At 70.4% G+C, this 20,062-nt stretch carries 18 protein-coding genes; 10 read left to right on the top strand and 8 right to left on the bottom strand.

Annotated elements, in window-relative coordinates; all coding sequences use genetic code 11:
• The first annotated feature begins 12 nt into the window (after positions 1-12).
• The 4 genes from AOQ53_RS29120 (at position 13) to dnaK (ending at position 3,594) form a co-directional block, all read left to right on the top strand.
• A complete protein-coding gene (locus AOQ53_RS29120; protein ID WP_059421776.1) occupies positions 13-441 on the top strand; it encodes an OsmC family peroxiredoxin in 429 nt (142 codons plus the stop codon).
• Between the two features lie 91 nt (positions 442-532).
• Positions 533-928, top strand: a complete 396-nt coding sequence (locus AOQ53_RS29115; RefSeq protein WP_059421774.1) for a hypothetical protein — start codon at positions 533-535, stop codon at positions 926-928.
• The gene (locus AOQ53_RS29110) at positions 925-1,665 is read left to right on the top strand and encodes a glycerophosphodiester phosphodiesterase family protein (RefSeq protein WP_059421772.1); all 741 of its coding nucleotides are present in this window, start codon (positions 925-927) and stop codon (positions 1,663-1,665) included. Before AOQ53_RS29115 ends, AOQ53_RS29110 begins: the two co-directional genes overlap by 4 nt.
• A gap of 60 nt (positions 1,666-1,725) precedes the next feature.
• On the top strand, positions 1,726-3,594 hold the full coding sequence (dnaK, locus tag AOQ53_RS29105) for a molecular chaperone DnaK (protein ID WP_059421771.1): 1,869 nt from the start codon (positions 1,726-1,728) through the stop codon (positions 3,592-3,594).
• A gap of 203 nt (positions 3,595-3,797) precedes the next feature.
• On the opposite strand, the gene AOQ53_RS29100 is transcribed toward dnaK, so the two are convergent.
• Both AOQ53_RS29100 and AOQ53_RS29095 read right to left on the bottom strand, forming a co-directional pair.
• Positions 3,798-4,298 carry a nitrate reductase molybdenum cofactor assembly chaperone gene (locus AOQ53_RS29100; RefSeq protein ID WP_059421769.1) on the bottom strand — a complete coding sequence of 167 codons (501 nt, stop codon included), beginning with the start codon at positions 4,296-4,298 and terminating at the stop codon, positions 3,798-3,800.
• Positions 4,299-4,417: 119 nt separating this feature from the next.
• Entirely contained in the window at positions 4,418-5,281 is an 864-nt protein-coding gene (locus AOQ53_RS29095) for a helix-turn-helix domain-containing protein (protein ID WP_059421768.1), read from the bottom strand.
• 240 nt (positions 5,282-5,521) lie between these two features.
• Between AOQ53_RS29095 and AOQ53_RS29090 the strand changes: the two genes are divergently transcribed.
• A complete protein-coding gene (locus AOQ53_RS29090; RefSeq protein WP_059421767.1) occupies positions 5,522-5,947 on the top strand; it encodes a hypothetical protein in 426 nt (141 codons plus the stop codon).
• Here AOQ53_RS29090 and AOQ53_RS29085 read toward each other — a convergent pair.
• A complete protein-coding gene (locus AOQ53_RS29085) occupies positions 5,929-6,735 on the bottom strand; it encodes a helix-turn-helix domain-containing protein (RefSeq protein WP_059421765.1) in 807 nt (268 codons plus the stop codon). The two genes, AOQ53_RS29090 and AOQ53_RS29085, sit on opposite strands and share 19 nt — an antisense overlap.
• Positions 6,736-6,863: 128 nt before the next feature.
• On the opposite strand from AOQ53_RS29085, the gene AOQ53_RS29080 reads away from it, so the two are divergent.
• Both AOQ53_RS29080 and AOQ53_RS29075 read left to right on the top strand, forming a co-directional pair.
• Positions 6,864-7,169 (top strand): 4a-hydroxytetrahydrobiopterin dehydratase, encoded by a 306-nt coding sequence (locus AOQ53_RS29080; protein WP_059421762.1) that lies wholly within the window; start codon positions 6,864-6,866, stop codon positions 7,167-7,169.
• A gap of 4 nt (positions 7,170-7,173) precedes the next feature.
• Positions 7,174-7,914: a class I SAM-dependent methyltransferase gene (locus tag AOQ53_RS29075; RefSeq protein ID WP_059421760.1), complete on the top strand. Its 741-nt coding sequence runs from the start codon at positions 7,174-7,176 to the stop codon at positions 7,912-7,914.
• A gap of 163 nt (positions 7,915-8,077) precedes the next feature.
• Here AOQ53_RS29075 and AOQ53_RS47810 read toward each other — a convergent pair whose 3' ends face one another.
• The 4 genes from AOQ53_RS47810 to AOQ53_RS29055 form a co-directional block, all read right to left on the bottom strand.
• Positions 8,078-8,365: a hypothetical protein gene (locus tag AOQ53_RS47810; RefSeq protein ID WP_059421759.1), complete on the bottom strand. Its 288-nt coding sequence runs from the start codon at positions 8,363-8,365 to the stop codon at positions 8,078-8,080.
• Positions 8,366-9,255: 890 nt separating this feature from the next.
• Entirely contained in the window at positions 9,256-9,438 is a 183-nt protein-coding gene (locus tag AOQ53_RS29065) for a hypothetical protein (protein WP_059421757.1), read from the bottom strand.
• Positions 9,439-9,580: 142 nt separating this feature from the next.
• Positions 9,581-12,229, bottom strand: a complete 2,649-nt coding sequence (locus AOQ53_RS29060) for a cellulose binding domain-containing protein (protein WP_059421755.1) — start codon at positions 12,227-12,229, stop codon at positions 9,581-9,583.
• A 216-nt stretch (positions 12,230-12,445) separates the two neighbouring features.
• Positions 12,446-15,364: a glycoside hydrolase family 48 protein gene (locus AOQ53_RS29055; protein WP_059421753.1), complete on the bottom strand. Its 2,919-nt coding sequence runs from the start codon at positions 15,362-15,364 to the stop codon at positions 12,446-12,448.
• A 404-nt stretch (positions 15,365-15,768) separates the two neighbouring features.
• Here AOQ53_RS29055 and AOQ53_RS29050 point away from each other — a divergent pair, with 404 nt between their 5' ends.
• The 3 genes from AOQ53_RS29050 (at position 15,769) to AOQ53_RS29040 (ending at position 19,520) form a co-directional block, all read left to right on the top strand.
• On the top strand, positions 15,769-17,490 hold the full coding sequence (locus AOQ53_RS29050) for a glycoside hydrolase family 6 protein (RefSeq protein WP_059421752.1): 1,722 nt from the start codon (positions 15,769-15,771) through the stop codon (positions 17,488-17,490).
• Between the two features lie 137 nt (positions 17,491-17,627).
• A complete protein-coding gene (locus AOQ53_RS29045) occupies positions 17,628-18,533 on the top strand; it encodes a class I SAM-dependent methyltransferase (RefSeq protein WP_059421751.1) in 906 nt (301 codons plus the stop codon).
• Between the two features lie 285 nt (positions 18,534-18,818).
• Positions 18,819-19,520, top strand: coding sequence for an SDR family oxidoreductase (locus AOQ53_RS29040; RefSeq protein WP_059421750.1), 702 nt, complete (start codon positions 18,819-18,821; stop codon positions 19,518-19,520).
• Positions 19,521-19,605: 85 nt separating this feature from the next.
• Here the strand turns inward: AOQ53_RS29040 and AOQ53_RS29035 are convergent.
• On the bottom strand, positions 19,606-20,062 hold a 457-nt coding region (locus AOQ53_RS29035; RefSeq protein WP_148640388.1), incomplete at its 5' end, for an aldo/keto reductase.

Below are 20,062 nucleotides of genomic sequence, written 5' to 3'. Positions count from 1 at the left end.
AAAGGATGCGACATGGCAGCCACGCGCTCCGCACACACCGTTTGGGAAGGCAGCCTCTTCAAGGGCAACGGCGTTGTCACCTTCGACTCCTCCGGCATCCTCGCCGAGCAGCCGGTCACCTGGGCGGCCCGCACCGAGGAGCCGGGCGGGAAGACCAGCCCGGAGGAGCTGATCGCCGCCGCCCACTCCAGCTGCTTCTCGATGGCCTTCTCCAACATCCTCGACAAGGCCGGCACCCCGCCGGCCAAGCTGGTGACCTCCGCCGACGTCACCTTCCAGCCAGGCGAGGGCATCACCGGCATCCACCTCACCGTCGAGGGCACCGTCCCCGGCATGGACGAGGCGGCCTTCCTCGCCGCCGCCGAGGAGGCCAAGGTCGGCTGCCCGGTCAGCCAGGCCCTCAAGGCCACCCCGATCACCCTGACCGCCAAGCTCACCTGACCAGTCCCACCCACGTCGCGCGGGCCCGCCCACCAGGGGCGCGGCCCGCGCGACGTCGTCGGTTCGCCCACCGCGCCAGGAGAACGGCCTGATGAACTCGGCCCGCATGGTCGAGCGCCTGACCTCGGTGATCAGCGCCCGCTCCGCCGCCCTGGACGCCGAACTCACCGAGCGCGACGACCGCCGGGACCGCACCGCCTCCGGCCCGGTCGCCGCCGCCGCTCTGATCGCCCTGCCGCCCACCCTGCTGCCGGCGTTCTCCGGCGTGAACGGCACGAACGTCGACGAGCGCCGCTCCATACTCGGCCTGCGCGCCTACGGCACGGCCTATGCGCTGGCCTGGCTCCCCTTCGTGACACTGGTCCTGATCGGCTACGTCCTGCTCAGACGTATCAGCACCCGCTCCGGCTCGCTGCTGCCGACGTCCGACGACGACGCCGTACCCGTCCCGCCGCCACGCTCGCCCCCCGGGAGCCGACGACCATGACGCCACACCCCGCCGTCTCCGCCCACCGGGGCGGCTCCGAGCGCGCCGGACCCGCCACCTGGCAGGCGTACGAGGACGCGCTGGAGTCCGGCGCGGAGTACGTCGAGTTCGACATCCGCCGCACCAGGGACGGCGTCCTCGTCGTCTACCACGACCCCCGGGTCGGGCACACCGGGCCGCCGCTGGCCGCGCTCACGCACGCCGAGCTGAGCGAGCGGGCCGGATACGACGTGCCGGTCGTGGACGAGGTCATGTCGCTGATCGCCGGGAAGCTCGTGGCGCACCTGGACCTGAAGGAGGTGGGCTACGAGCGGGAGGTGATCGACCGGGCGGTGGCCCTGCTCGGCGTGGACGGGCTCGTCGTGACGACGCTGGAGGACTGTTCCGTGGCCGCTGTCGCGGAGGCCTTCCCCGGGGTGCGTACCGCGCTGTCCCTGGGGCGCGACCGCAGGGAGCTGGCCCTGGCCCGGCTGCCCGGTACCCGGCTGAGCGAGCTGTTCCCGGCCCGCCGCATCCGGGCCTGCGGGGCCCACGGCGTCGCCGTGCACCAGCGGCTGGCCAGGACCACCGTGCTGCGGGAGGCGACCCGGCGCGGCCTGTTCACCATGGTGTGGACCGTCAACGACGACACCTTGATGCGGGCCTTCCTCGCCCACCCGCGCGTGGACGTCCTCGTCACCGACCGGCCCCGGCGGGCCGTGGCGCTCCGCGGGCCCCTCACCCCATCGCGGCATTGACAACAGCGCACTCAAGTTTTGTGCTGGAAAGTGAGAGCGCCCTGGCGGAAGGGGACAGCGATGGGACGTGCGGTCGGAATCGACCTGGGAACCACGAATTCGGTGGTCGCCGTGCTGGAAGGCGGCGAGCCCACTGTCATCGCCAACGCGGAAGGAGCCAGAACCACACCCTCGGTCGTGGCGTTCGCCAAGAACGGAGAGGTGCTGGTCGGGGAGGTGGCCAAGCGGCAGGCCGTGACGAACGTGGATCGCACCGCCCGCTCGGTCAAGCGCCACATGGGTGACGCGCACTGGCGCTTTCCCGACCAGGGCGACATCGACGGCACCCGCTACCGGGCGCAGGAGCTGTCCGCGCGCGTGCTCCAGAAGCTGAAGCGGGACGCGGAGTCCTACCTCGGTGAGGACGTCACCGACGCGGTGGTCACCGTCCCGGCGTACTTCGACGACAACCAGCGGCAGGCCACCAAGGAGGCCGGTGAGATCGCGGGCCTGAAGGTGCTGCGGATCATCAACGAGCCGACGGCGGCGGCGCTGGCCTACGGCCTGGACAAGGAGAACGACCAGACCGTCCTGGTCTTCGACCTCGGCGGCGGCACCTTCGACGTGTCGCTGCTGGAGATGGGCGAGGGCGTCATCGAGGTGAAGGCAACCAACGGCGACACCCACCTCGGCGGCGACGACTGGGACCAGCGGATCGTCGAGTACCTGGTCAAGCGCTTCAAGGGCCAGTACGGCGTCGACCTGGCGGGCGACAAGATGGCGGTGCAGCGGCTGCGCGAGGGCGCCGAGAAGGCCAAGATCGAGCTGTCCAGCTCCACCGAGACGACGATCAACCTGCCCTACATCACGGCCTCCGCCGAGGGGCCGCTGCACCTCGACGAGAAGCTGACCCGGGCCCAGTTCCAGGAGCTCACCGCCGACCTGCTCGACCGCTGCAAGGCCCCCTTCCACCAGGCGGTCGAGGACGCGGGCGTGAAGCTCTCGGCGATCGACCACGTGATCCTGGTCGGCGGCTCGACCCGGATGCCCGCGGTGACCGACCTGGTCAGGGAACTCACCGGCAAGGAGCCGCACAAGGGCGTCAACCCCGACGAGGTCGTGGCCCTCGGTGCCGCGCTCCAGGCGGGCGTCCTCCGCGGCGACGTCAAGGACGTGCTGCTGCTCGACGTCACCCCGCTGTCCCTGGGCATCGAGACCAAGGGCGGCATCATGACGAAGCTCATCGAACGCAACACGACGATTCCCACCCGGCGTTCGGAGATCTTCACCACCGCCGCCGACAACCAGCCCTCGGTCGGCATCCAGGTCTACCAGGGCGAGCGGGAGATCGCCGCGTACAACAAGAAGCTCGGCGTCTTCGACCTGACGGGCCTGCCGCCGGCGCCGCGCGGCGTGCCGCAGATCGAGGTGGCCTTCGACATCGACGCCAACGGCATCATGCACGTCTCCGCCAAGGACCTGGCGACCGGCCGCGAGCAGAAGATGACCGTCACCGGCGGCTCGGCCCTGCCCAAGGACGACATCGACCGCATGATGCGCGAGGCCGAGCAGTACGCGGAGGAGGACCGCAAGCGCCGCGAGGCCGCCGAGACCCGCAACCAGGCCGAGCAACTCGTCTACCAGACCGAGAAGTTCCTCCGCGACAACGGCGACAAGATCCCGGCCGACACCAAGACCGAGGTCGAGTCGGCCATCACCGAAGTGAAGGGACAGCTGGAACAGCAGGCGGACACCGCCGCCCTGCGCGCCGGCGTCGAGAAACTCGCCTCGGTCAGCCAGAAGATGGGCCAGGCCATGTACGCCCAGGCCCAGCAGACACCCACCGAGGAATCCTCCGGCACCCCGCGCGAAGAAGAAGAGGGAGTCGTCGACGCGGAGATCGTGGACGAGGAGAAGGAGCAGGGCGACCGGAAGGGCGGGGCGGCCTAGCTAGGGGGTGTCCGCAAACTCCTGTCGTCCGCCCGGAGGGCGGGCCGCGCGGCGGTCGGTGCGTGCTCTGGGGTACCCCCTGCTCGAAGAGCTTGGGGGGTGCCGGGCGGACGCCCGCGTACTGGTTGTACGCGGGTGTTCGACCGGTGCGGCGAGAGAGCGTGCCGGGCGTCGCGGGGCAGGCGGGACTTTGCGGATATCCCCTAGCTTCCCGCGGGTGGCGAACCGTCGTGGAAGGCGGCCTGGTTTTCCGCGGGCGGCAGCGTCGCGTACACGGCGTCGACGACGGACGCGTACGGAGTGCCGGAGTCGGCCAGCCCGGAGCGCAGCCGCTCCAGTCCGGCCCGGTGCTCCGTCAGCAGCACCGTGTTGCCGGTGCGGGCCGTGAACTCCAGTACGGCGGGCAGGAAGTCGGGCAACTCCTCGCCGGTGAGCTCCAGGCCGTGGGAGCTGTAGAGCTCCTGGAAGCGGGCCGGCGAGAACCCGCGCCAGCGGCTCAGGTACAGGCTGTGGCCCTCCGCGCTCTCGAAGACCTGGAGGTAGTGGGCGGCCAGCTCCCGCGGCGCGGTGACGGCCGCGTGGTCGGCGAACTCCCGCAGCTGCGGGGCGGCTTCACGCAGCAGCGGCAGCCGGGCGCGGAACTCGTCGCCGGGATACGTCAGGCACAGCGCGGCCGCCTGGTACAGCAGCTCGAAGCCGGGCATCTGACCTCCTTGGCGTGCGCTCTTGCCGCGCCCCGTGCAGACGACGCTAGGGGCGGGCGGGGGAGCGCACCCGCCGGCGACGCCCGTACGGGTCACGACGTGCGCACGAGGGGCCTCGCTCAGTAGGTCTCGCGGTACTCCCGCAGGAGCTTTTCCGTGCGCTGCGTGGATGCGGCGCCCGCCGTCATGTGGTCGAGGACCTCCAGATGCGCGGAGACCTCCTTGCGGGAGTCGAGGTAGAGCGCGCCCGTCAGGTACTCGGTGAAGACCATGTCGGGCAGTTCGGGCTCGGCGAAGCGGAACAGGGAGAACGGCGCGTACGTCCCCGGGTGCGGGCCGTCCTTGAACTCGGCGATCTGGAGCGTGACGCGGTCCCGCTCGGCGTACTCCAGGAGCTTGTCCAGCTGATCCCGCATCACCTGGCTGTCGACACTCACCGGGCGCCGCAGCACCGTCTCGTCCATGATCACCCACAGGTGCGGCGGGTTGGGCCGCTCCAGCAGACGCTGCCGCTCCATGCGCAGCGACACATGCCGCTCCACCGCCTCCGGCCCGGAGTTGCCGATGGTGCCGGCCTTCAGGACAGCACGCGCGTACCCCTCGGTCTGCAACAGCCCGGGCACGAAGTGCGGCTCGTAGGACCGGATGATCCGGGCGGCGCCCTCCAGGCTCACATACAGGCTGAACCACTCCGGCAGCACGTCGTGGAACCGCTGCCACCAGCCCGGCCGGTTCGCCTCCTCGGCGAGCTCGACGAACGCGGTCACCTCGTCCTCGGGCACGCCGTAGGCGGTCAGCAGGATCTGCACGTACGGGATCTTGAGCGCGACGTCGGCGGTCTCCATCCGCCGGACCGTCGCGGGGGCGACGCGCAGCACCCGGGCGGCCTCGTCACGACTGAGGCCCGCCGCCTCGCGCAGCTCCTGCAACCTCTTGCCCAGCACCACCTGGCCCACGGTCGGTGCGGCCCGCCGTTCACTCACGCCACGCCTCCCCAACGTGCCCAAGCCTGCGATCAGTCTGTCACGTTCCGCCGTCAGTCTCACAGGGCCGCGGATGAGGAGATCGCGAGAAAGGACGAGTCGCCGGTGCATTACCCCGCGGGTAATCGACCGGGCGCGCACGGGACGGGATCGTGAACGCATCGAGTCCCGGGCCGGCGCACTCCGGCCCGGGACCCGGGATCCGCTGCCTCACCACGACCCGACGGAGGGTGATTCACCATGTCCGCGACCCAGCTCGCCACACTCGCCCGGACCAGCGCGCCGCAGGCGATGCTGCGCCGCTTCCTCGCCCTGGACGCGGTGGTGACCGGCACCAACGCGCTCGCCTACCTCGCGTTCTCCGGCCCGCTCGGCCGTTTCCTCGGCGTGGACTCCACGCTGCTGCTCGCACTGGGCGCGTTCCTCGCCGCCTACGCGGCGGGCGTGGGTCTGCTGGCTGCCCACCGGCAGCCGCCGACGCTCGGTGTGCAGGCCGTCGTCGACATGAACCTCGCCTGGACGGCGGCGAGCCTCACGGCCCTGGTGCTGTGGCTGACGCCGAGCACGGCGGGCGCCGTGTGGACGGTGCTCCAGTCCCTGACCGTGGCCGGGTTCGCCGGCCTCCAGTACATGGCGCTGAAGGCCCGTCAGGGCAGCAGCGACTGAAGGTACTTGACGGTCGCCGGGTCGGCCGGGAGGAGCGTCTCGATGGCCAGCTCGGCGACGGTCACGTCCATCGGTGTGTTGAACGTGGCGATCGAGGAGATGAACGACAGCGTTCGCCCCTCGTGCTCGATCCGCAGCGGCAGCGCGAAGTACGGCACCGGCTCCGCGGGCTCCTCCGCCGGATCCGCGTCGGGCACCGGATACGCCGCCACCTCCTCGTACAGCGCCCGCAGCGGCTCGGAGCGGTGCAGCGCGATCTGCCGCTCCATCTGCTCCAGCAGGTGCCCGCGCCAGGCGCGCAGGTTGCGGATGCGCGGCGCCAGGCCCTGCGGGTGCAGGGCGAGCCGCATCGCGTTCAGCGGCGGTTCGAGCAGTGTCCCGGAGACGCCGTCGATCAGCGTCATGATCCCCCGGTTGGCCGCCACGACGTCGTACAGCGCGTCCACCACCAGCGCCGGATACGGCTCGTAGCCGCTGATCAGCCGCTCGATGCCCTCGCGCAGCGCGCCCAGCGCCGGGTCGTCCAGCGGCGTCTCGGGGTAGCGCGGGGCGTAACCGGCCGCGAGCAGCAGCGCGTTGCGCTCCCGCACGGGGACGTCCAGGTGTTCGGCCAGCCGCAGCACCATCTCCTCGCTGGGCCGGGAGCGGCCCGTCTCGATGAAGCTGATGTGCCGGGCCGAGGAGTCCGCGCGCAGGGCCAGCTCCAGCTGGCTGACCCGGCGCCGCTCCCGCCAGGCCCGCAGCAGCGGCCCCACGCCCTGGTCGGTGGTGGACGGATGAGTGGTCATGCCGGGACCGTAATCGAGAACCGGTCGCGCCGGACAGGCACGCCGCTCCGGCCAGGGCCTCGGACGCCCCGCTGTGGCAGGCTGAGGAGGGAGAAGAGGACACCGGAGCCAGGGAAGGAGCGCTGCCCATGCCCGTCGAACCGCTGTCGCAGAAGGAGGTCGAGGACCGGCTGGCCGAGCTGCCGGGCTGGTCGCTCGACGGGGACCGCCTCACCCGCTCCTACCGACTCGGCTCGCACTTCGCGGCCACGGCGATGGTCGTGCACATCGCCCAGGTCCAGGAGGAGCTCGACCACCACTCCGACCTCACGCTCGGCTACAACTCGGTGTCCCTGTCCGTGCACACGCACAGCGCGGGCGGCGCCGTCACCGAGAAGGACTTCGAGCTCGCCCGCAGGGTGGAGGACCTGGCCCCCGGGCACGGGGCACACTGACCGCGTGCTCGACTACGACAAGGAAGCGGAGCGGTACGACGCCTCACGCGGCGGCGAGCCCAGGGCGGCCGCCGCCGCGGCAGCGGTGCTCAGCCTCGTGCCGCCGGACGCGCGCAGCCTGCTCGACGTCGCCTGCGGCACCGGCATCGTGACCCGCCGGCTCGCGACCGCGCCCGACCGCATGCGGGTGACCGGCGTGGACCTCGCCCCGGCGATGGCCCGGCAGGCCGCCGCCCGGCTGCCCGGTGCCGTGGTGCTCGCCGACAGCCGCCGGCTGCCCTTCCGGGACGCCGAGTTCGACGCCGTGTGCAGCGTGTGGCTGCTGCACCTGGCCGCCGGGCCCGCCGACGTCCGGACCATCATCGGCGAGTGCGCGCGGGTGCTGCGGCCCGGCGGCGTCTACGTCACCACGGTCGACAAGGCCGCCTCCCACAACGTGGGCAGTGACATCGATGTCGTCCTGTCCTCCCGCCCGCCCAGTCCGGTCCGGGACGCGGCGGCGGACGTCGAGTCCTACGCCGCCGGCCACGGCCTGGTCCCGGCCGGGCAGACTCGCTTCCGCGGCCACGGTCAGGGCCGCAGCCCGCGCCGTACGGTCGCGGACCTGCGCCGCGGCTGGTTCGTCACCCTGCCGCCCGGCCACCCGCTCGCCGACGGCTTCGCCACCCGGCTGGCGGAACTCCCCGACCAGGACAGACCCCGCCCCGACCCGTTCTTCACGCTCCGGGCGTTCCGGAAGCCATGAGAGGTCTCGAGCCCGGGTGAGCTCCATGATCCAGTTGGTCGCACAGGTCTCTCCGCCGTCCACGGGGAACGCCTGTTCCCAACGGGCGGTGGCCGGGGAGATCCCGGACCAGACGAATCGCACGCGCACGTCCGTGCCGTCGTAGGTGTCGTCGCCTCGGAAATCATCCCTCGGACCCTGAAAACGGCCGAAGACCGGCGGGAAGAGGGTCCCGCTGCGGCTGGACGCCCAGTTCGGCCCACTCCATACGGACCGGGTCGAACAGCCGCAGCGTCAGCCCCTTCGCGCCCAGCTGCGGCATGTCGATCTCGTCGATGTTGGCCGCCCCGTCGAACAGCGGCCGGTACTCGCTCCGGCCCGGGAACTCCTTCCAGTCGCTGCCGGGGCCGAGGCCACTCGCGCAGACGCCGGCCTCGGTGGTCGGCGGGCACAGCGCCCACGGCGCCGACATCCCAAGGGCGCGAACACGGACGCCAGTGCGGCCCGGCGCCGCCGGTACGGCCACCCGGTCGCGTCCGTCCCGGACAGCCGCAGCGGATAGAACGCGACGAAGAGCCGGCTACTCCGTAACGGCGCCTGGTGCCATCGGGCCGTTTACGCCAGGCGGATGCGACCGAGTCCGCGAGGTACTCGTGACGGAGTCGCTTCCGTCACGAGCTCGGCGGAGCTCTTGAGGCACGCTTGATCACGGCAGGTCGGTCCTGACGTGGGGTGAATTGCGCAGGAAGTCATATACGTGAGGCCGGGACGTCGCCGCTTGTGGTGGCCGTGGCCTCCTCCTCGAGCCGTAGCGGATGATCAGTAGAGCCTACGCAGTACGGGTAGGGGCATGAGGCGCATCGCGGTCCCCAGCGGGCGCCAGGGCCAGGACGGGACGTGGGCGTTGTGCCCCGCATGCTCATCCAACGCTCGACGACCCGACCCGCACCCTTCGGCAGAGCGCCGTTCTGACGTCGGTCGGCCGCACGCCCCGGGCTGATGCGCCCAGCTCCCGCAGGCGCTCGAAACCCTGCGCGTCGCGGACGCGGGCGATGGAGTGCCCCAGGCCCTCGGCGGCTGGCCCCCGTCGCCGGCCGATCCACCGGCGGCCTCAGCAGACCAGCACTGATCACTGTCGTCAGGGCCCGGACCACCACCGGCATGCGTCAGTGCGCCTTCATCCCCGCTCGTGCCGCACGCGAGTGAGCTTTGGGCCAGGTTGCACACGCCCCCGCCGCCAGTGGCCGGCCATGCGGGCCCGGAAGGCGTACTGAGCCTGTCATCACCCTGCTCGCACAGAACCCGGCCGGGCGGCCCCGGCTGTGCGGTCTGGTGTCCGCAGTGCCCGCCGAACGGTCGCCCTCACGCAGCCCGCGGCCGCTCGCGCCGTGGCGGGAGCTGGCCAGGAACGAAGTAGTCGATCAGGAGCTGCCGGATCCCGGCGTTCTTGATGCCGTAGCTGTCGACGAGATCCTCGACGCTCCGCCGGCCGTCATAGATGAATGTCCGAAAGGTCAGGGCCGCCCCGGCGGGGAAGTGCCCCATCTTGCGCAGGACCTCTCAGGCTCCCAGGGCTGCGAACCGGGTGGTGTCCTTGTTCGCCCCGTGCGTCAGGCCCAGACGCTTTGTTCTCCAGCGAGTATCCGAGGGCGTATGACGTCTGCGGCATACGCCCTCGGAAGCACGGTCAGGCCACCGTGCAGCTCTGGTCACCCAGCTTGAACGCGGTCGGTTTCGTGTTCGTCCCCGACGAGTTCGCCGTGAAGCCGAAGCCCACCGACGAGCCCGCCGCCACGTTGCCGTTCCAGCCGGCGTTCTTCGCCGTCACCGTCGAACCCGACTGCGCGGCCTCGGCGTTCCACGCCTGGGTCAGCTTCTGGCCGTCGGCGAAGGACCAGGCCAGGGACCAGCCGTTCCAGGGGGTGGTGCCGGTGTTGGTGACCTGCACGTCCGCCTGGAAGCCGCCCGACCACTGGCTGGTGACCTTGTACGTCACCTTGCAGGCACCGGCCGGGTCGGGCCCGGGCCCGGGACCAGTGGTGCCGCCGTCGGAGCTGTCGCCGTAGATGACGCCACGGCCGTTGGTCGCCACGTACACCCGGCCGTACACCCTCGGGTCACCGGTGATGGCCGCACCCGTCCAGCCCCACTGGTGGGCGTCGTCGTTGATGCGCGTCCAGCTCGTGCCCTTGTCCGTGGAGCGGAAGATGCCGCGCACGCCGCCGATCTTCGCGCTGGTGTAGAGCGTCTGGTAGGAGGCGCCGGGTGCCGCCTTGCCGAAGCCGATGGTGTCGGCCTGCTCGACGTTCGACAGCTTCGTGAAGCTCGTGCCGCCGTCCGTCGAATGCCACAGGCCGTACGCCCCGTCGCTCGCGCCGCCCGCCAGCCAGACGTCGCCCTTCCCGCCGGGCAGCGCCTTGAAGCGGACGCTGTCACCGCCGGGCAGCCCCGTCGCCGGGGACTCCTTGAACGTCGCGCCGCCGTCCGTGCTGACGTAGAACTTCCCGGACTTGAAGCCGTAGAACGTCTTCGGGTCGACGCGGTCCGACTCCACAATTGCTCCGGAGGGGATTCCGCCGGACGCCTGCCACGACGTGCCGAAGCCCGTCGCGTAGTGCACGCCGGCGCCCTGCGGGCTCCACACGAACCGGCTGCCGTCGGCCGCCGCCGCGACCGTGCCGCCGCCGCTCACGCCCGAGGGATCGGCCCCCGCGAACCAGTTGGCGCCGTTGTCCGTCGAGAACGAGATGTGCGGGCCGGAGTCGAGGTTGCCGACCCGGACGACCGTGTTCGGGTTCGACTCCGCGAAGTCCAGGCTCGTGGTCGTCGTGAAGTTCGGCTGCGTGAACATCATCGACGGGACCTTCGTCAGATCGGTGTGGCGGAAGCCGCCGATGTCACCCAACGCGCTCAGCAGCGGGGCGCCCGACGGGGGAGAGGCGAGGTCGTTGACCGCCGTCTCCTCCAGACCCTGGACCATCGGCTTGACGGTGAACTTGCCGCCGCTGTCCCAGTTCCCGAGGTTCTCCGTGCCGTAGATGGTCGCGCCCGTCCCGTACATCATGCGGTTGGAGTTGAACGGGTCGATCTCCAGGGCTTCCGTCATCCACCCCAGCTTCGGGGTCTGCTCGGGCGGTTGCGGGTTCGCGCCCCAGGACAGCCAGGGCGAGGACGAGACGTCCATCGTGTAGCGGTTCTCGCGGTTCGGGTACGACGTGTAGTCCCACGCCTTGGTCCAGTTCGCGCCGCTGTCCGTGGAGCGGAAGATCTGAGTGTCCGGCCACCAGGCGCTGTACGCGGTCGCCATCACCGTGCCGGGCTTTTGCCGGTCCACCGTCAGCCCGCTGAAGCCGTAGAACGTGTCGGCCTCCGCCACAGGGCTGATGTTCGTCCAGGTACCGGTCCCGGTCGCGTACCGCCACAGCTGACCCTTGCCACCGTCGTAGGGGCCGCCCTTGTCGCTGTAGGCGAGGTACAGATGGCCGTTCTTCGCGTCCAGGACGCCCTTGTGGGCGAGATGGCCGGTGGGCTGCCCGGCCAGCCGCTGCCAGGTCGCGCCCGCGTCCGTCGAGCGGTACACCGCGTTGTCCTTGTCGGCGACCCCCACGTAGATCGTCTTCGTGGCGTTGCCCGACGTACCCGTGGACTCGTCGAAGGTGACCCAGACGATGCCCTGGTTGTCTGACGCGTAGCCGCTGGTGTCGCTCGGGTCCTGCGCGTAGTTGCCGACGTTGGGGAAGTTCGTCACCTGCGACCAGGTCACACCCGAGTCCGTCGACCGCCATAGCCCCTTGCCGCTGGGCGCGCCCAGATACAGCACGCTGTTCCGGTTCGGGTCGACGGCCAGCCGCTCGCCCATGCCTCGCCCCGGCATGTTGCCGCCCAGCTTGAACGGCAGGTTCGCCTTCTGCCAGCTCGCGCCCCGGTTGGAGGAGCGCATGACCGCCCCGTTCTTCGGATCCCAGCTGTTGGTGTACGTACCGACCGCCGCGTACACCCGGTTCGGGTCGACGGAGTCGGATGCGATGCTGACCACGCCCGTGTGCCCCCAGTCGTCCCAGCCGACCGAGTCCAGCAGCGGCGTCCAGGTCTTCGAGGACTCCTGCCAGCGGTAGGCACCGCCGATGTCGGTGCGGGCGTAGGCCAGGTTCTTCTCGGAGCGGTTGAAGACGATTCCGGGGACGAAGCCGCCCCCGTCGATCCGGGCGTTCTTCCACGTGTAGGTGTCGGCCGCCAGCCTCACCGACGGGGGATCGGCGGCCAGGGCGGTGGGGGCGCCCGACAGCAGCCCGGCCGCCAGCGCCAGCACGGCCGTGAGGATACGGGTTCTTCGCACGGCGGGGTTCCTTCCGGTGAGGGAGAACGTGCGAGGGCCGGGCGGCTCCCAGTGCGGGGTGGGAACCGCCCGGCCGGCCGGCCTCGTCGTCAGGTGACGAGACCACGAACGCGGAGCTTCGGACGCACCTTTGTCTTGGAGGCGCGGGGAACTGCGCGACCAGCCACATACGGCCCGCAGATCACAACGCCCCACCTGCGGAGCGCCCGGCGGGGGCTATTCGAGAAGCTCCGCGTACGAGCCCATGGCCAGTGCGATGTCCGCCTGAGCCCAGAACCGGTGGTACGTGAACGACGGCACCGCACCGCCCGCGAGATAGCTCTCGATCTTCGACCAGGCAGGATCGTCCTTGTAGAAGGACCGGATCGAGTCGAACGTCGACGACGAGTTGATCGCGTCACCGTTCGGCATCGTGCCCGTCCAGCCGCTCGGGATGTACACCGGGTCGTCGAACCGGTTGTAGTCCGCGCGGTTCTCCGGGACGGCGATCCCGAGATCGTCCTGGTGGTTCGCCCACATACCGTCCAGCAGCTTCTTCGCCGCCGCCGCGGCCTCCGTGTCACCGGAGCGGTCGGCGTAGTACGTCAGTGTCTTGGCGTACGCCGCCGCCACGCCGACGTCGTTGGTGTAGTCGACGACGCTGACGTGCAGCCCGCTGTTGGAGCCGGGGCTGGAGGCGTTCCAGGTGTCGGGCTGGCCCGACCACTGGAGCGTCGACGGGATGCGGAACGTGCCGTCCGGGTTGAACGTGGTCTTGGACAGCGCCCAGTCGACCCACTTGTCGAGGACCGTCTTGGCCTGCGCGTTCCCCGTCTGCTGGTACAGCTCGGCGACCCGCTCCATGGACCACGCCTGGAAGCCGAACCACTGGTTGGACGGCGGGTCGTGGTACACGGGCTTCTCGTCGTAGTACATGCCGTAGAACGTCGACTTGCCCGCGGGCGGGGTCGCGTACCGGCCCGCCCAGCTGTTGGTCGCGCCGCCCGCGATGGCGCCCTCATTCGACTGCAGCCAGCGGTAGAACTCCAGCTGCCGGTCCATGGACTTGGCCCAGTCGGCCGCGCCCGTCGCCGACTTGGGCTTCAGCGGGGCGTAGTTGCCCAGCGCGTAGGCGGCCAGCGGGTTCTGGTACCCGCCGTGGGCGTGGCTGGAGCCGATGCGCCAGGCCCAGCCGGCCGAGGTGTCGGTGGCGCCGCCCCAGGCGTAGTACCAGGACATCAGGTACATCGAGGCGTCCTTGCCGGTGCCCGCCGGGCAGGCCGACGGTCCGACGCAGTTGCCGATCTTCTTGAAGTACTTGTCGAACATGGAGTAGCGCAGGTAGTCGCCCATCTTGGCCGCCTTGGCGACCGTCGCGGAGACCTGCCCGCCCTTGCCCTGCTCCTTCGCCCACAGGTCCGCCCAGTAGGCGGCCTGCACGGCGCGCGCGTCGGCGTCCGGCGCGTTGGTGAACTTCCACTGCTTGGCGTAGGAGGCGTCACCGGTGAACAGGTCCAGATAGCCGTTCTTGCCGCCGTACTTGAAGGCGTCGCAGGTCGGCTGCGGCACCGTCTCCCACACCGACTCCTGCGAGCCGCGCTGGAAGGTGTTGATGTACGACGGGCCGGTGTCCGAGGGACCCGCCTCGCACTTGCCGGGCGAGTTGCCGTAGCCGTAGACGTTGTCGACGTCCTGGAGCCAGTGCATGCCGTAGACGTCGTCCGTGCCGTACGCGCTCTTCAGCTCGGCCGCGATCGGGTCCCGGCCCACCGAGACACCGGTGTCGAGCTTGGCCGGGTACTCGTTCGGCGTGTCCAGCTCGGGCGCGTAGGTCGCCGGCTTGGAGGCGTTGTAGAAGGAGTTGGTCGGCTGGTCGGCCTTGGTGGGGATCATGTACTTCTCCATGATGTCCCAGGCGCCGTTGAACTTGGACCAGTCACCCGTCACCTTGCCGTACATGGCCTGGAGCCACAGGAGGTAGCTGTACGCCTCCGAGGTGGTCTCGTGGCCGTGGTCCGGCGCCTCGACGATCAGCGTCTCGACCGAGTGGTAGGGAATGCCCTCGGGGGAGAAGTAGCCGTTCGCCGGGTTGGTGATCTTCCCGTAGAGCTCCAGGAAGCGGGCGTCGTACGCCTTGGTCGCCGCCAGCTGGGTGACGGTGACCGAGGCCTTGGCGTGGCCCGCGGCCGTCGACTCGAACACGGCAGATCCGCTACCGGAGCCCGCGGCCGTGACGGTCACCTTCTGCGCGGTGTTCCAGTTCTGCGGGGTGAAGGTGAGCGAGGCGCCGCCCGTGACCGACAGGCCCGAGTTGCCGCTCGCCCGGGCCGACGTCACCGTGACGCTGGACGCCGGCTGCTTGGACAGCTTCACCTCGTACGTGCCCGACTTGCCGGACTGCACGCCCAGTTGGAGCGGCGAGGCGACGACGGTGGGGCCGGAGGCGACGGTGATGCCGACCGGGGTGGAGTCGGCGGAGGCGCCCATGCTGTCGTAGGCCTTCGCCACCAGGGAGTGGCTGCCCACGGCCAGATCCGAGACGGACAGCGCGTAGGGCGCGCTCGTGTCCGTGCCCAGCAGCTTGGTGTCGTCGTAGAACTCCACCTTGCTGATCGTGGCGTTGTCCGCGGCGGCCGCGGTGGCCGCCAGCGGGACCGCCTCGCCCTGGGTGTAGACGGCGCCGGCGGCCGGGCTGGTCAGGACGGCGATCGGCGGCTGGTGCGCGCCCGTGCAGGGGGTGCCGTTGACCGTGAAGGACGTGGGTGCGGTGTTGCTGCCGCTGTAGCTGAACTGGGCGCCGGTGGAGACGGCGGCGCCCGCGGCGACCCGCGCGTTGTGCTGGGCGTTCTTGACGGTGATGGTCTGGCCGGACTGCGACCACGTGCCGTTCCAGCCGTTCCCCAGCTTCTGGTTGCCGGAGTAGGCGTAGGTCAGCGTCCAGCCGTCGATGGCGTCCGTGCCGCGGTTGGTGAGGGTCAGATCCGCGGTGAAGCCGGAACCCCAGTCGTTCGTCTTGTAATCGACACTGCACTGAAGTGCGGCCGCCTGAGCGGAAGTCGACCCTGAGGAGAGCATCGTCAACGGAAGCGCGAGAGCTGCGAGCGCGGCGGTCCACAGACGCCGCACGGCTCCCCGTCTCCGGGGTGGGGGATGCATGGTGCTGGTTCCTCCTTGCGGCTCGGAGAAGTCAAGGCTTGAACCAGTGGGAGCGCTCCCATAGTGGGGATGGGTGTGGTATCGGTCAAGGTCTTTGAAGAGTCGAAAAGATTCGATGCCGAGAGTTGAGCGAAAGTCAGTGACTCCCCTGTTCTTTGCCGACACTTGGCGCTACCTTCCTTGACACCAGTGGGAGCGGTTCCATCAGTCGACGCGTCCGTCACGACGGGCCCGACCTGCACGGAGTCGCTCATGCGACACCCCTCGCGTTCAGTACTTTTAGCCGCCGCCTTCGCGGTCGTCCCCGGCTGCGCGAGTGCCGGTGCCGGGTCCCTCATGTCCTTGTCGGAGCGCGCCCCCCTGAACGGCTGACACCCCCACCACCGAAAGGGAAATCCGCACTCATGAGCCGTACGAGAACAGCGTTACTGGCCGCCATGGCCCTGGTCGCCGGAGCGACCGGCACGGCGTTCGCCGTCGACCCGGACGGCGTCGGCACCGCCGCCGTCCCCTGCACCGTCGACTACAAGGTGCAGAACCAGTGGAGCACCGGCTTCACCGCCGCCGTGACCATCACCAACAACAGCGCCGCGAAGTCGTCGTGGTCGCTGAAGTGGTCGTACGCCGGCAACCAGAAGGTCACCAGCGGCTGGAACGCCAAGATCAGCCAGAGCGGTGCCGACGTCACCGTGGCCAACGAGAGCTACAACGCCCAGCTGGCGACCGGCGGTTCGGTCAGCTTCGGCTTCCAGGGCAGCTACAGCGGCAGCAACGCGATCCCGGCCACCTTCACCCTCGACGGCGTGACCTGCAACGTCGACAGCGGCGGCCCCGGCGGCCCCACGGATCCGCCGGGCCCGGGCGGCCCCGCCAACCGGGTGAACAACCCCTATGACGGCGCCAAGGTGTACGTGAACCCCGAATGGTCCGCGAAGGCCGCCGCCGAGCCGGGCGGCAGCCGGATCGCCAACCAGCCGACCGGTGTCTGGCTGGACCGGATCGCCGCGATCAACGGCGCCGGCGGCAAGATGGGCCTGCGCGCCCACCTCGACGAGGCACTGCGTCAGAAGGGCTCCGGCGAACTCGTCGTCCAGCTCGTCATCTACAACCTGCCCGGCCGTGACTGCGCCGCCCTCGCCTCCAACGGTGAGCTGAAGGCCGACGAGATCGGCCGCTACAAGACGGAGTACATCGACCCGATCAAGGCGATCCTCGCCGACTCGAAGTACTCCTCACTGCGGATCGTCACCACCGTCGAGATCGACTCGCTGCCGAACCTCGTCACCAACACCGGCAGCCGCCCGACGGCCACCCCGCAGTGCGACGTGATGAAGGCCAACGGCAACTACGTCAAGGGCGTCGGGTACGCGCTGAACAAGCTCGGCGACGTGCCGAACGTCTACAACTACGTCGACGCCGGCCACCACGGCTGGATCGGCTGGGACGACAACTTCGGTGCCTCCGCGACCCTGTTCAAGGAGGCGGCGACCGCCGAGGGCGCCACCGTCAACGACGTCCACGGCTTCATCACCAACACGGCGAACTACAGCGCCCTGAAGGAGAACAACTTCTCCATCAACGACAACGTGGCCGGCAAGTCCGTCCGCGAGTCGAAGTGGGTCGACTGGAACCGCTACACCGACGAGCTGTCCTTCGCCCAGGCCTTCCGCAACCAGCTCGTCTCGGTCGGCTTCCCCTCCGGCATCGGCATGCTGATCGACACCTCCCGCAACGGCTGGGGCGGCACCGCCCGGCCCACCGGACCGGGCGCGCGGACCTCCGTCGACACTTATGTCGACGGCGGCCGCTACGACCGCCGCATCCACCTCGGCAACTGGTGCAACCAGTCCGGAGCCGGCCTCGGCGAGCGCCCGCAGGCCAGCCCGGCCGCCGGGATCGACGCGTACGTGTGGATGAAGCCGCCGGGCGAGTCCGACGGAGCGAGCAAGGAGATCCCGAATCCCGACGGCAAGGGCTTCGACCGGATGTGCGACCCGACGTACGAGGGCAACGCCCGCAACGGCTACAACATGTCGGGTGCCCTGCCGGACGCGCCGGTGTCCGGGGACTGGTTCTCCGCCCAGTTCCGGCAGTTGATGCAGAACGCGTACCCGCCGCTGTCCTGACCGGCTGACACACCGTCCCCACGGATCCGCCGGGGCTCCGGCCCCGGCGGATCTTTTTTGCGGGAGCGGCAAGAGCAGTGGCCTTCTCCCGGTGCGTCGGCGCAGGCTGGCGGCATCCGAGGGAGAGGCTGACCACCATGGCGCACGACCACGACCACGAGCACAACCATGAGCACGGCCACGGCCACCACCACGGCCACACGGACATCGACTGGGCCGAGATGGGCCCGAGACTGGAGTCCCAGGCGGAGCTGTTCGCGTCCCTGTACGAGCGGGCCATGGTCTGGCTGGCACAGGAGGTGACCGAGCCGGGCCTGATCGTCGACGCGGGCAGCGGGCCGGGCGTCGTGTCGTGTCTGTTCGCCGAGACGTTCCCGGGCGCGCGGATCGTCGCGGTGGACGGCTCCGAGCCACTCCTGGAGCGGGCGCGGGCCCGGGCCCAGCGGCTGGGGGTCGCCGACCGCTTCGGTACGATCGCCGGCGAACTCCCGGACGTGCTCGACCAGTTGGACTACCCGGCCGACCTGCTCTGGGCGAGCCGCAGCCTGCACCACCTCGGCGACCAGCAGGCCGCGCTCACCGCCTTCGCGGCGCGGCTGGCGCCCGGCGGCACTCTCGCCCTCATGGAGGGCGGTCTGCCCCCGCGGTACCTGCCGCGCGACATCGGCATCGGCCGGCCCGGACTCCAGGCGCGGATCGACGCGGTGGAGGCGGAGTGGTTCACGCGGATGCGCACGGAACTCCCGGGCCATGTCGCGCAGACGGAGGACTGGCCGGCCCTGCTGGCCGCCGCGGGCCTGAAGCACACCCGGACGCACACCTTCCTGCTCGACCTGCCCGCACCCGCCTCGGACCGGGCCCGTGCCTACGTCGTGGCGGCCCTGTCGCACCTGTGCGAGAGGCTCCCGGAGAGCCTCGACGCGGAGGACCTCGCGACCCTCGACCGGCTCCTCGACCCCGACGACGAGGCGAGCCTGCACCGTCGGCCGGACGTGTTCGTCCTGGAGGCCCACACGGTGCACACGGCGGTGCGGGCCGGCTAGTGCCCCGGCAGGCAGCGTTCGCCCCGTCGCGACGCCCGGTACGCCCTCTCGCCGCACCGGACGAAAGCCCGAGTGCATCCAGTACGAGGGCTTCCGGTCGGCACTCCCCCAAGCTCTTCGAGCAGGGGGTGCCCCCAGAGCACGCACCGGACGCCGCTCCTTGACGGGCAAACGTTGCCTGCCGGGGCACCAGGCCTTGACTTCGAGAGTGCTCCAAGTGATGGACTCCCCGGCATCGACCACCCGGCCGGATCTCAGGCCGGGCAAGAATCTCAGGGGGAATCCATGTCCGACTCTCGGGTTGCGCTCATCACCGGCGGTGGCAGTGGGATCGGCGCCGCCGTGGCGCGGCGGTTGCTGGACACGGGGCAGCGGGTCGCCGTCACCGGGCGCGGGAAGGAACGGCTGCGCGGGTTCGCCGAGGAACTCGGGGAGCCCGACGGGCTGTTGACACTCGTCGGTGACAGCGCCGTGTACGACGACGTCCGGGCGGCGGTCGACGCCACCGTCAAGGCGTTCGGGCGGCTGGACACGGTCGTGGCCAACGCCGGTTTCGCCACGCACGACACGGTCGCCGAGGGGGATCCGGCCGGCTGGACCGACATGGTGCTGACGAACGTCCTGGGGCCGGCTCTGCTGATTCGGGCGTCCATCGACGCGTTGAAGGAGACGCGGGGGCGGATCGTGCTCGTCGGGAGCGTCGCCGGGTTCGTGCACGGGCCGGGGAACCTGTACGGGGCGACCAAGTGGGCGGTGACGGGGCTCGCGGAGAACACGCGGCGGCAGGTCACGGAGTGGGGGGTGGGCGTGACCCTGGTCGCCCCAGGCCGGGTGGAAACCCCCTTCTGGGACTCCTACGGCAGCCTCCCGCCCGGCCACCTCCTCACGCCCGACCAGATCGCCGACTCAGTCGTCTGGGCGACCCACCAGCCGAGTGGCGTCGATATCAACACCATGGTCGTACGACCCGTGGGGCAGCCGGTCTGAGAAGGCAGAAGCGCGCCCTGGTTCCGAAACCCCCTACGGGGCCGGCACCAGGGCGCGTCAGTCGCACGGCCGAGGGCCGGATCCCTCAGGCGCCGTCGAGCGTCGCCGGGTCCGGGCCCAGGCGGCGGTCCTCGTTGAGGGCGCTGATGGCCGCCAGGTCCTCCGTGTCCAGGCTGAAGTCGAAGACCTCGATGTTCTCCTTGATCCGTGCAGGCGTCACGGACTTCGGGATGACCACGTTGCCCAGCTGGATGTGCCAGCGCAGGACGACCTGGGCAGGGGTGCGATTGTGCTTCCGGGCGATGGCCACGATCGCCGGGACCTCCAGCAGGCCCTTGCCCTGGCCGAGCGGCGACCAGGCCTCCGTGGCGATGCCCTGCTCCGCGTGGTACTCACGGGCGGCGTTCTGCTGGAGGTGCGGGTGCAGTTCGATCTGGTTCACGGCCGGGACGACCGACGTCTCGCCGATCAGCCGCTCCAGGTGCTCGGGAAGGAAGTTGGAGACACCGATGGCCCGGATCCGGCCGTCGGCGTGCAGCTTC

It is taken from the genome of Streptomyces azureus, assembly GCF_001270025.1.
GTDB classification, from domain to species: Bacteria; Actinomycetota; Actinomycetes; order Streptomycetales; family Streptomycetaceae; genus Streptomyces; species Streptomyces azureus.
This window is presented reverse-complemented; position numbering and strand designations above follow the sequence as displayed.